9 protein-coding genes are annotated in these 10,946 nt (G+C 71.1%); 2 read left to right on the plus strand and 7 right to left on the minus strand.

Annotation, left to right across the window (positions count from 1 at the left end):
• Window positions 1–2: 2 nt before the first annotated feature.
• The 7 genes from MET9862_RS06875 to MET9862_RS06905 all read right to left on the minus strand — a co-directional run bounded on the left by MET9862_RS06875 (window position 3) and on the right by MET9862_RS06905 (window position 9,144).
• A complete protein-coding gene (locus MET9862_RS06875) occupies window positions 3–1,664 on the minus strand; it encodes a Na/Pi cotransporter family protein (protein ID WP_142582366.1) in 1,662 nt (553 codons plus the stop codon).
• The gene (gene pbfA / locus MET9862_RS06880; RefSeq protein ID WP_142582367.1) at window positions 1,661–3,034 is read right to left on the minus strand and encodes a (R)-1-hydroxy-2-aminoethylphosphonate ammonia-lyase; all 1,374 of its coding nucleotides are present in this window, start codon (window positions 3,032–3,034) and stop codon (window positions 1,661–1,663) included. The genes MET9862_RS06875 and pbfA overlap by 4 nt, the downstream gene beginning before the upstream one ends.
• Window positions 3,031–4,761: a putative 2-aminoethylphosphonate ABC transporter permease subunit gene (locus MET9862_RS06885; RefSeq protein ID WP_142582368.1), complete on the minus strand. Its 1,731-nt coding sequence runs from the start codon at window positions 4,759–4,761 to the stop codon at window positions 3,031–3,033. The genes pbfA and MET9862_RS06885 overlap by 4 nt, the downstream gene beginning before the upstream one ends.
• A gap of 25 nt (window positions 4,762–4,786) precedes the next feature.
• On the minus strand, window positions 4,787–5,884 hold the full coding sequence (locus MET9862_RS06890; RefSeq protein WP_142582369.1) for a putative 2-aminoethylphosphonate ABC transporter ATP-binding protein: 1,098 nt from the start codon (window positions 5,882–5,884) through the stop codon (window positions 4,787–4,789).
• A 57-nt stretch (window positions 5,885–5,941) separates the two neighbouring features.
• Window positions 5,942–6,958 carry a putative 2-aminoethylphosphonate ABC transporter substrate-binding protein gene (locus MET9862_RS06895; protein WP_142582370.1) on the minus strand — a complete coding sequence of 339 codons (1,017 nt, stop codon included), beginning with the start codon at window positions 6,956–6,958 and terminating at the stop codon, window positions 5,942–5,944.
• A 227-nt stretch (window positions 6,959–7,185) separates the two neighbouring features.
• Entirely contained in the window at window positions 7,186–8,013 is an 828-nt protein-coding gene (phnX, locus tag MET9862_RS06900; protein WP_142582371.1) for a phosphonoacetaldehyde hydrolase, read from the minus strand.
• A 21-nt stretch (window positions 8,014–8,034) separates the two neighbouring features.
• Window positions 8,035–9,144: a 2-aminoethylphosphonate--pyruvate transaminase gene (locus MET9862_RS06905; RefSeq protein ID WP_142582372.1), complete on the minus strand. Its 1,110-nt coding sequence runs from the start codon at window positions 9,142–9,144 to the stop codon at window positions 8,035–8,037.
• A 118-nt stretch (window positions 9,145–9,262) separates the two neighbouring features.
• Between MET9862_RS06905 and MET9862_RS06910 the strand changes: the two genes are divergently transcribed.
• Together MET9862_RS06910 and MET9862_RS06915 are read left to right on the plus strand one after the other, a co-directional pair.
• Window positions 9,263–10,144 (plus strand): LysR substrate-binding domain-containing protein, encoded by an 882-nt coding sequence (locus MET9862_RS06910; protein ID WP_142582373.1) that lies wholly within the window; start codon window positions 9,263–9,265, stop codon window positions 10,142–10,144.
• Window positions 10,141–10,941 (plus strand): DeoR/GlpR family DNA-binding transcription regulator, encoded by an 801-nt coding sequence (locus tag MET9862_RS06915; protein ID WP_142582374.1) that lies wholly within the window; start codon window positions 10,141–10,143, stop codon window positions 10,939–10,941. Before MET9862_RS06910 ends, MET9862_RS06915 begins: the two co-directional genes overlap by 4 nt.
• Window positions 10,942–10,946: the final 5 nt, after the last annotated feature.

Raw genomic sequence — 10,946 nt, forward strand, 5'->3', positions numbered from 1 at the left:
CGTCAGCCGGACGAGGCGTAGTCCTCGGCGGCACGCAGGCGGCTGTCCAGCAACTCGCCCCGCGTCCGCAGGATCGGGTAGGCCGCCGAGGCGACCAGATGATCGTTGATGCGCTTGATGTCGCGCACGAGATCCAGATCGACGGCCTGGGCCGACGCGTCGAGGCCGGGCTCGTCGCGCAGATGCGCCACATGGGAGGCGATGCGCTTCTCCTCCAGGCTCCGGAAGCCGTGCTTCTCGTCCGCGAGGCGGCGGGCCAGCACCTCGTCCTCGGTGACGAGGAGCGAGGCCGCGGTCCGCAGGTTGGCGGAAAGCCTCTCGATCATCGCCGACAGGTCCCCGTCCTGGCGCTGGACCGATCGGACGCCCTGCTTCCGCCGCCGGCCGATCTGCGCGACGACGTTGCGGGAGAGCACATCGGCGGCATGGCCGATCTGCACGGTGAAGCTGAGCAGGGCGGCGAGGCGGCGCTGCTCGGCCTCGCTGAGCGCCTCCGGATCGAGCCGCGCGAGGAACCGCTGCACCTCGGTCCCACGGGCGTCGATGTCGTGCTCGGCGAGCCGGATGCGCTCCTGCTGGCCGGCATCGGCGGAGAGCAGACGCACGGCGTCGGCCAGCATGACCTCGAGGCGGTCGGCCATGCGCAGGGCATGGCGGGCGGCGAGGCCGAGGGCGATCGAGGGCGTCTCGGCAAGGCCCTCGTCGAGATGGAGCGGCGGTTCCGTCGGCGAGGCCGCCGGGTCCGGCAGGAGCCGCCGGACGAGCTGGGCCAGGGGAAGCAGCAGGGGCAGACCGAATGCGGCCAGGGTGAGATTGAACAGGACGTGGAAATCCGCGACCAGCGCCCGGCCGCCGCCCGCGACCGCCGCGAGGCCGTGCGTCAGCCAGGGCAGGAGGGGCAGGGCGACCGCGCAGCCGCCGAGGCGGACGACGAGATTGCCGAGAGCGACACGCCGGCCCGCGACCTCGCGACTCGCCAGGAGCGGGTTGAGCGAGCTGCCGAGATTGGCGCCGAGCACCAGGGCGAGGGCCGTCTCGGCCGAGACGATGCCCTGCTGCGCGAAGGCCGCAACGAGCAGCACCACGGCGACGCTCGAATGGGCGGCCCAGGCGAGGATGGCGGCGAGGAGGGTTGCGATCACCGGGTCGGACGCGACGGCGCCGAGCAGGGCGTGCAGGCCCGGCGTCGCGGAATAGGGCTCGAGCGTCGCGACGAGCTGGATGAGCGCGAGGAGCACGAGGCCGAGGCCGATGGCGATCCGCCCCAGGGCGCGGCCCTTGGGCCCGCTCGCACGGCGGAAGGCCACGGCGCCGACCAGCACGAGGATGGGAGCGGCCTTCGCCACATCGAAGGACAGCGCCTTCACGATGAGCGCCGTGCCGACATTGGCTCCGAGCATCACGGCGAGCGCCGGCACCAGTTCGACGAGGCCGCCGGCCGCGAAGCTCGTCGCCATCAGGCCGGTCGCGGTGCTGCTCTGAAGGAGCATCGTCACGCCGAGCCCGGCGAGCAGCGCCTTCAGCGGGTGGCCGAGGCTCGTGGCGAGCACGCGCTGCAGGTCGGCGCCGTAGGCGCGCTGCACCCCGGTGCGGATCATGTGGATGCCCCAGAGGAGCAGGGCCACCCAGCCGGCGAGGTCGAGAAGGAGGAGGGTGCCGGTCATGTCCGGCCTCCCGAAGCGTCGGCGATGGCCGCCTCCAGGATGGCGAGGGCGTCCAGCATCTGCGCCTCGCTCACGACGAGCGGCGGCGTCAGGGTCAGCACGTTGCCCATGGTGGTCTTGAAGGACAGGCCGGCATCGAGGGCGCGGTAGAGCACCGCCTCGGCGAGGTCGGAATTGGGCTCCCGGGTCTCGCGGTCGCGCACCAGCTCGATCCCGATCAGGCAGCCGCGCCCGCGCACGTCGCCGATGGCCGGGAGGCGCGCCTTCATCGCCTCGAGCCGGTCGAGGGCCAGCGCGCCGACCCGGGCGGCGTTGGCGACGAGATCCTCGTCCGCGATGATCGCCAGGGTCTCGAGCGCCGCGCGGGCGGTGACCGGGTTCTTCTCGTGGGTATAGTGCCCGAAGGCCCAGTCGCTGCCGACGTCGAGGCGCCGGTCGGCGACCACCGCGGCGATGGGCAGGATGCCGCCCCCCAGCCCCTTGCCGAGGACGAGGATGTCCGGGACCACGCCGTCATGCTCGCAGGAGAACATGCGGCCGGTCTTGCCGAGGCCGGTCGGGATTTCGTCGAAGATCAACAGGACGCCGTGCCGGTCGCAGATCCGGCGCACCTCCGCCCAGAAGCCCGGCGGGGCCAGATACGGCACGGCGCGCGTCGGCTCGGCGACGAGGGCGGCGACGTCGCTGTCGCGGGCGAGCACGTAGTCGATCATCCGGGCGCAGGCCCGTCCGCTCGCCTCGGCGCTCTCCGTGCCGTAGGGGCAGCGGTAGCCGCCGAACGGCGCCACGTGCAGCGCGCCCGCGACGAGCGGCCCGGACGGCCCGGAGCGGAACAGCATCTCGCCGGACATCGCCGCGGCGCCGGTTCCGGCGCCGTGGAAGGCGTCCCAGAACGACAGGGTCTTGTGGCGGCCGGTCGCCGCGCGGGCGACCTTCACCGCGACCTCGATCGCGTCCGAGCCGCCGGTGGTGAACAGCACCTTGCCGAGATTGCCCGGCGTGATCGCGCCGAGCGTCTCGGCAAGCGCCACCGCGCTGGCACAGGCGTAGCGGCGCGGCGCGAAGGGGAGGGCGTCCATCTGCTCGGCGATCGCCCGCTTCAGGCGCGGATGCCCGTAGCCGATGTGGTGGACGTTGTTGCCGTGGAAATCCATGTAGCGGCGCCCCGCCACGTCCTCGATCCAGATGCCCTCGGCCTTCGCGATGGCGTTGAGGCAGGGGGTCGAGACCGACTGGTGCAGGAAGGCGCGCGCGTCCCGGGCGAGCAGTCCGCGCGTCGCGCCGTCGAGGCTGCGGGCCTGCCAGCCGGCGCGGCGGCTGGTGAGGTTGGTGTCGCTCTCCGATTCGGCGATGCCCAGGGGACGGTTCATGATCGGGCCTCGCGGCTGCGCCAGCGCTGCAGGTGCGCGACGACCCCCCATCCGATCAACGCGAGCAGAAGCCGTGCGGTGAGCGCGGTCGCCATGATGACGCTCGCCATCGCCGCCGCGGAGGCGGTGGTCCCGGCCTCGTCCATGTGGACGATGGCGATGGAGGCGAGCTTGGTGTCGGGGCCGTAGAGGAAGATCACCGCGGAGACCGTCGTCATGGCGTTGACGAAGAGGTAGACGGCGAGTTCCAGCACGGTCGGCAGGCAGATCGGCAGGCTCACCCGGGTGAAGGTCCGCCAGAACGGCACCTTCAGTGAGGCCGAGACCGCCTCGAATTCAGGATCGATCTGCTTGAGCGCCGTCGTCGCGGTCACCTGGGCGACCGTGTAGTAATGCGCGAGCGTGTTGATCGCGAGCAGGGCCAGCGAGCCGTAGAGCACGTTGAGCGGGTTCCACGGCGCGTTGAAGAAGAACACGTAGCCGAGGCCGAGGACGAGTCCGGGCACCGCGAGCGGCAGCATGGCGAGGAGCTGCGCCAGCATCCGGCCCGTGGGGAAGACCTTCAGCTTCTCGATCAGGTAGGCGCCGGCGAAGACCACCACCGTCCCGATCGCGGCGACCGATCCCGCCATGGCGAGCGAGTTCCAGTAGGGCGCCCAGCCATCGGCGTCGGTGGCGGCGAAGTCGTAATGGTCGAGGGTCAGGCCGAGATTGTAGGGCCAGTAGCGGATGAAGGAGGCCCAGACCGCGACGCCATAGGTGCCGACGATCAGGCTGGCGATCGCGGCCGCGTAGAGGAGGGAGAGGCGATCGCGCAGGCGCCGCGGCTTCGGCTCGTAGGGAACCGAGCGGGCCGAGAGGAGGGCGGATTGCCGGCGCTGGATCATCCGGTCCACGGCGAAGGCGAGCACGGCGGGCAGCAGCATCAGCAGGCCGACGACGGCGCCCATCGGGAAGTTCTGCTGGCCGACCACCTGCCGGTAGGCGTCCGTGGCGAGGACGGAATACTGACCGCCGATCACCTTCGGGATGCCGAAATCGGTCACCACCAGGGTGAAGACCACGAAACCCGCACTGACGAGGCCATAGCGGGCGCCGGGCAGGGTCACCGTGACGAAGGTGCGCAGACGGCTCGTGCCCATGGCGGCGGCGGCCTCGTAGAGGCGTCCGTCGGCGAGCGCCAGCGCGGTGGTCAGGATGATGAGCGCGTGGGGAAAGGCGTAGAGGCACTCGGCGATCACGATGCCGATCGGCCCGTAGACCGCGTGCCCGAACAGCAGGCCGCGCAGGAAGCCCTGGTTGCCCAGGATGTAGGTGAGCGCGATCCCCGACAGCAGCGAGGGCGCGAAGATCGGCAGCAGCGCCGCGGCGAGGAACAGGCCCTTGAACGGCATGGCCGTGCGCGTCAGCGCGTAGGCGTATCCGAAGGCGAGCGGCACCACGAGCGCCACGGAGAGGGCGGCGATGGTCAGGCTGTTCACGAGCGCCTCGACGAGGGTCGGCGTCGCGAAATAGGTGCGGAAATTGGCGATCCCGGCGAAGCCGCCGTTCGGCCCCTCGAAGCTCTTGATCAGCAGGGCCCCGAGCGGCAGCGCGATGATCAGCAGGAGGAGCGCGCAGAGCGCGGCGACGAGGCCGACGGCGATCGCCGATTCCGGAAGGCGGCGGCGGGATGCCACGGGCGCGCCGGCCTCGGGCAGGGGCAGGGTGATCGCAGCGTCGCTCATCGCGTCCGGGCCTCCGTCACGTCGATCAGGCCGCGGGGACCTGCGGGAAGGCGCGCAGCGCCTCGGGCGGCAACGCGACGTAGAGGAACTGGCCCTCCGCGAGCCGCAGGTCGCCGAACAGGTTGGCCGAGAGGTCGGCGACGAGGCTGCCGCCGAGGTCGCGGCTCGGCTCCAGCCGCGCCCGGTAGAACGAGCCGAGGAATTCGAGGCTCTTCACCCGCACCTCGATCGCGTTGACGTCGCCCGCGGCGACGCCCCCGACCCGGATCTCCTCGGGCCGGAAGCCGAGGCGCACGGGGCTGCCCGGTACGAAGCCGCGGCCGTCCTCGCAGACGAGATCGACGGCGCCGACGCGCAGGGCCTGCGCCTGAGAGACCGTCCCGTCGAGGAAGGTCATCGCCCCGATGAAGTCGGCGACGAAGGCGGTGGCCGGGTTGCGGTAGATCTCCTCCGGCGTGCCGACCTGCTCGATCCGGCCGTGGTTCATCACCACGACGCGGTCGGCCATGGCGAGCGCCTCCTCCTGGTCGTGGGTGACCATGATGGTGGTGATGCCGAGCCGCTTCTGGAGGGCGCGGATCTCCGCGCGCAGGCGGATGCGGACCTTGGCGTCGAGCGCGGAGAGCGGCTCGTCGAGGAGCAGCAGCGAGGGCGAGGTGGCGAGCGCGCGGGCGAGGGCGATGCGCTGCTGCTGGCCGCCCGAGAGCTGGACCGGATACTTCGCCGCCTGATCGGGCAGGCCGACCAGGGCGAGGAGCTCGGCGACCCGTGCCCTGATCCGGTCGCGCTTCATCCGGCGGTTGACGAGCCCGTAGGCGACGTTGTCCGCGACCGTGAGGTTCGGGAACAGGGCGTAGGACTGGAAGACGATGCCGAAATCCCGCTCCGCCGGAGCCGCGTTCGAGACGTCGACCCCGCCCATCGCGATCCGGCCCGCGTTCTGGCGGTCGAGGCCGGCGATGATGCGCAGGAGCGTGGTCTTGCCGCAGCCGGACGGGCCGAGGAAGCAGACGAAGGCGCCGCGCGGGATCGCGAGGTCGATCCCGTCGAGGGCCCGAAAGCTGCCGTAGCTCTTCGAGAGGCCCTCGACCTTCAGGAACGGTGCGGGATCGGGTCTCGTCATGCCACTCTCGCTCCTCGACGCGTCGCGTCTCGCCTGCCCCGGTTCCGTCTCTGGATCCTACTTCTTGGCGGCCTTCGCCTCGTAGCGGCGCGACCACTCGGCCAGGATGCGGTCGCGGTTCTCGGCCATCCAGCCGAGATCGTTCTTGATCATGCCCGCCTCGGCATTCGCCGGATAGTTGGCTGGCGCGCTCGACACGCCCGGATAGGCGACGATGGCGTAGCTCTTGGCGTAGAGCTCGCTCGCGGCCTTGGTGGCGCCCCAGTCGGCGACCTTCTTGGCGAGCGCCAGGTTCTTCGCGCTGGCCACCACGGCCATGGCCTCCTCGTCCCAGCCGGTGCCGTCGGCGGGCACGACGACCTCGATCGGCGCGCCCTTCGATTTCTCGGAGGCGCCGCGCATGTCGAGCGAGAGGCCCGCCGTGCGCTCGCCGCGGGCGGCCTGGACGCAGGGCGCCGAGCCGGAATGCAGGTAGGCGGCGATGTTGTCGTGCAGCCGGTCCATGAAGGCCCAGCCCTTCTCCTCCCCCATGCTCTGCAGCCAGCCGGCCACCATCAGGTAGCCGGTGCCCGAGGAGGCGGGGTGGGGCATCACGATCTTGCCCTTGAGGCCGGGCTGGAGCAGGTCCTCCCAGCGCTGGGGCGTCTTCACGCCGTCGCGGCCGGCCTCGGCGGTGTTGAAGCAGACGACGCCGAGATAGGCGTCCATGCCGGTCCAGGTATAGGGCGCCTTCGGGTCGCGGAACGCCTCCTTCAGGGCGTCGGCCCCGGCCGGCTTGTACTCGGCCAGCAGGTTGAGCTTCTCGAACATCAGCAGGCTCGAGGCCGCAAGCCCGATCACCATGTCGGCGCGGGGATTGTCCTTCTCCGCCAGGAACCGGGCCGTGATCACCCCGGTCGAATCGCGCACCCAGACCACCTCGGCCTCGGGCACCGCCCGTTCGATGGCCGCCTTGAAGGGGCCGAGCTGGTCGTTCTCCAGCGCGGTGTAGATCGTGAGCTTCGTCCGCTCGGCCGCCTGCGCCGCCGATCCGGCAAGAGCGAGTGCGAGGGCGACGGTCGAGAAGAGTTTCATGCGCGGGGCTCCAGCATCGAACTGTACCGGGTGCACATAGCTCCGGCAGGATGACAGTAGAAAGACAATAACTCCGCGCGGCAAGATCCTAGTTTTTGCAGACCTGCCTGGTATTTGGGCAACTTTATCAGACGAAAAAGATCTCTCGATTGGACATGACTTACCCCGATCGCCCGACGCGGTCGGACGATACGGGGGTCCAAGGGTGGCCGGCGCGGGCGCCGGCGTCAGCAGGCCTGCGGCATGCGGCCAGCCGCGAGCAGCCCCTCGATATCGGCGATCACGCCGGGCAGGTCGGCGATGGTGTCGATCAGGAAATGCGGCCGCGAATCGGCGAACAGGGCCTGGATCCGGGTGCGCTCGGCGGCGAGCCGGTCGGCCGGCAGCGCCTTGAACGCCGCGTAGCTCAGGCCCATCGCGTTGCCGGAACAGGTGAGGGCCACCGTCCACATGCCGGCCTTGCGGCCTTCCAGGATGCCGGGGACGGTGTCGTCGACCTTCACGCAGGCGGCGACGTCGTCGATGCCGAGGGCGATGACGTTGGCGAGGGCCTGGGCCGGGTGGGGACGCCCGTTCGGCACCTCGTCGGTGGCGACCACGTGGTCGGCCTCGTAGCCGTTGGTCCGGGCGAGCGCCACGACGCGCTCCATCACGCGGGCCGGATAGCCCGAGCAGGAGCCGATCTTGATGCCGCGGGCGCGCAGGGCGGCAATGGCGTCGAGAGCCCCCGGGATGATGCCGGAATGCTCGGCGATCTTCTCGATCTGCAGCGGCATGAAGCGCTCGTAGATCGCGGTCACGTCGGCATCGGTCGGCGTGCGCCCGAATCGCTCGGCGAAGCGCGCGGCGATCTGCGGCGCGTTGCAGAGCGTGCGGATATGGTCCCACTTGCCCATGCCCATCGGCCCGCGCGCCTCCTCCAGGCTGACCGCGACGCCGAACTCGCCGAAGGCCTCGACGAAGATCTGGGTGGGGGCGAAGGAACCGAAATCGACCACGGTTCCGGCCCAGTCCAGGACCACTGCCTGGATGGATCTCGGGGTCTCGTAAGGCATGGCGCGCTCCCGGCGGAGGGTTCAGAGGGTCTCGATGCGGAGGTCGCGGAAGGTCTCGGCGACCGCCTCGACCGCGCGCTCCATGTCGGCGGCCTCGACGGCCCCGATGCAGCCGACCCGGAAGGTCTCCACCTGGGTGAGCTTGCCCGGATAGAGGATGAAGCCCTTGGCCCGCACCGCCTGATAGAAGTCGCTGAAGCGGTAGCGTCCATCGCGCGGGGCGTGGAAGGTCACGATGATCGGCGCCTGGATCTCGGGCGGCAGGAAGCTGCGCAGGCCGAGCCGCCGCATGCCGGCGATCAGGGTCTCGCAATTGCGCGCGTAGCGGGCCTGACGCGCCGGCAGGCCGCCCTCGTCCTCGTACTGCAGCAGCGCCTCGTGCAGGGCTGCGACCACGTGGGTCGGCGGGGTGAAGCGCCACTGGCCGGTGCGCTGCATGTAGAGGTGCTGGTCGCGCAGATCGAGCGCGAGGGAGGCGGTGTTGCCCTCGGCCGCCAGCAGCGCCGCCTCGCGGGCGAGGACGAAGCCCATACCCGGCACGCCCTCCAGGCATTTGCCCGAGGCCGCGATCAGCGCCTCGAAGGGCACGGCGCGCGCGTCGATCGGCAGGGCGCCGAAGGAGCTCATCGCGTCGATGATCAGGCGGCGCCCGTGCCGGGCCACCACGGCGGCGATCTCGGGCAGCGGGTTCAGGATGCCGGTGGAGGTCTCGCAGTGGATCAGCCCGACATGGCTGATCGCGCGGTCCTCGGCGAGCAGCCGGTCGACGGCCTCCGGCGTGGTCGGCACGTCCTCGGGAGTCTCGTAGACGCTGTGGTCGCGCCCGAGCATCTCGCAGATCTTGGCGAGGCGCTTGCCGTAGGCGCCGTTGACGAGGACGAGCATCTTGCCCGTCCGCGGCACGAAGGTGCCGACGGCCGCCTCCACCGCGAAGGTGCCGCTGCCCTGGAGCAGCACGCAGACATGGCTGCCGGAGCCGTTCGCGATCGCCACGAGCTTGTCGCAGACGCTGGCGGTGAGCCCGTTGAAACTGCCGTCCCAGGAGCCCCAGTCGGTCAGCATCGCCGCACGGGTGCGCTCGGACGTGGTGAGCGGGCCGGGGGTCAGGAGGATGGGAGCGGAGGAAGCCATGATCGTCCTCGGTCATCCGCGCCGGGATCGCTGCGGACGAGAGGATCTTGCGTTCGCGCTCCCATCAGATCAAATCGTTTGTCGTGATGTTTCCCATCAGTCGGGCCGATGGATCGCGATGAACCTGTTCCAGCTGCGCGCCTTCGACGCCGTGTCCCGCGAGGGCAGCTTCACCCGTGCGGCCAAGCGCCTGAGCATCAGCCAGCCGGCGGTGACCGGGCATGTGAAGGCACTGGAGGAGCGCTACGACCTCGTCCTGTTCCGCCGCACCGCCCGCAGCGCCGAGCTGACGCCCCAGGGTGAGGCGCTGGCGGCGCTGACGCGGCCCCTGTTCGGCCTCGTCGAGCAGGCCGAGGACCTGCTCCTAGCCAACCGCGCCCTGGTCACCGGACGCATCGAGATCGCCGCCGATTCGCCCCACGTGGTGATGCCGCTGCTGGCGCGCCTGCGCGCGCGGCATCCCGGCATCACGGTCTCCTTGAGCCTCGGCAACGCGGCCGAGACCTACGAGGCCCTGCTGACCGAGCGGGCGAGCATCGGCGTCGTGACCGAGGCCGAGCCGCGCGAGGAGCTTCACCTGGAGGTGCTGGCCGTCTCGGAGATCCGCGCCGTGCTGGCCCGAAGCCACCCCCTCGCCGGGCGCGCGGCCCTCGACCTCGCCGCGCTCGATGGGCAGGCGATGGTCCTGCGCGAGCCCACCTCCGTCACCCGGCGCACCTTCGACAGGGCCTGCCGCAGCCGCGGCGTGGAGCCCCTGGTCCTGATGGAGCTCGACAGTCGCGAGGCGGTGATCGAGGCCGCCGCCGCCGGGATCGGCATCGGCATCGTCTCGTCCCTCGAATGCGGCGAGGACGGACGCATCCGTGCGATCCCGATCACCGGGGCGGACCTGTCGAACCGTCATGCCATCGCCTGCCTCGCCCGCCGCCGCTCGCTGCGCCTGATCCGGGCGGTGCTCGACCTCGCCGCCGAGACGCGACCCGTCGGAGATCGCCCGTGAGCGCCGAGACAGCCTCATCCGCCCGCGCGATCGCCGCGCGCCGGCATGGCGAGATCCTGAAGCGCCTCGCCGCGGACGGCCATATCAGCGTCGAGGAGATGGCCGCCCGCTTCGCGGTCTCGCGCGAGACCATCCGGCGCGACCTCAAGGCGCTCGCCGGCCGCGGCCAGCTCGCCATCGTGCATGGCGGCGCGACCCGCCGCTCCGAGGAGCCCGCGCTCGCCGTGCGTCAGGGTGACAATCCGGAGGGCAAGGCGGCGATCGGGCGGGCGGCGGCGGCCCTCGTCGAAGACGGCATGGTGCTGCTGCTCGATTCGGGCTCGACCACCCTGGCCGTCGCGCAGGCGCTGTCCGGGCCGGGTCGCCCGGCTTGGCGCGGCTTGACCGTCTGCACCAACAGCCTGTCGATCGGACTCGTGCTCTGCCGGGTGCCCGGCATCCGGCTGCACCTGCTCGGCGGCGAGGTGAACGGCGCGGACGAAGCCGCCTTCGGCAGCGAGGGCATCGCCGCGCTGTCCCGCTTCCGCGCCGACCTCGCCTTCATCGGGGTCGGCGGTATCTCCGAATCGGGCGACCTCACCGATTTCGCGGTGCTGCCGACCGAGCTGCGCGCCGCGATGCTCGGCGCGGCCGAGCGCGGCTTCGTCGTAGTCGACCGCACGAAATTCGGCCGCCTGACGCCGATCCGCCTGCATCCGATCCCGCCGGAGACGACCCTCATCGTCGATGCCGCACCGCCCTCCCCGATGGCCGAGGCCCTGACGGGGCGGGGACTTGGGATCATCGTTGCCGCTTGATGTGG

Origin of the sequence: Methylobacterium symbioticum (assembly GCF_902141845.1) — a bacterium.
In the GTDB taxonomy this organism is placed as follows: domain Bacteria; phylum Pseudomonadota; class Alphaproteobacteria; order Rhizobiales; family Beijerinckiaceae; genus Methylobacterium; species Methylobacterium symbioticum.

Coding starts and splice junctions, on each gene's coding strand:
- MET9862_RS06875 (WP_142582366.1), bottom strand. CDS start 1,664: ATGACCGGCACCCTCCTCCTTCTCGACCTCGCCGGCTGGGTGGCCCTG.
- pbfA (WP_142582367.1), bottom strand. CDS start 3,034: ATGAACCGTCCCCTGGGCATCGCCGAATCGGAGAGCGACACCAACCTC.
- MET9862_RS06885 (WP_142582368.1), bottom strand. CDS start 4,761: ATGAGCGACGCTGCGATCACCCTGCCCCTGCCCGAGGCCGGCGCGCCC.
- MET9862_RS06890 (WP_142582369.1), bottom strand. CDS start 5,884: ATGACGAGACCCGATCCCGCACCGTTCCTGAAGGTCGAGGGCCTCTCG.
- MET9862_RS06895 (WP_142582370.1), bottom strand. CDS start 6,958: ATGAAACTCTTCTCGACCGTCGCCCTCGCACTCGCTCTTGCCGGATCG.
- phnX (WP_142582371.1), bottom strand. CDS start 8,013: ATGCCTTACGAGACCCCGAGATCCATCCAGGCAGTGGTCCTGGACTGG.
- MET9862_RS06905 (WP_142582372.1), bottom strand. CDS start 9,144: ATGGCTTCCTCCGCTCCCATCCTCCTGACCCCCGGCCCGCTCACCACG.
- MET9862_RS06910 (WP_142582373.1), top strand. CDS start 9,263: ATGAACCTGTTCCAGCTGCGCGCCTTCGACGCCGTGTCCCGCGAGGGC.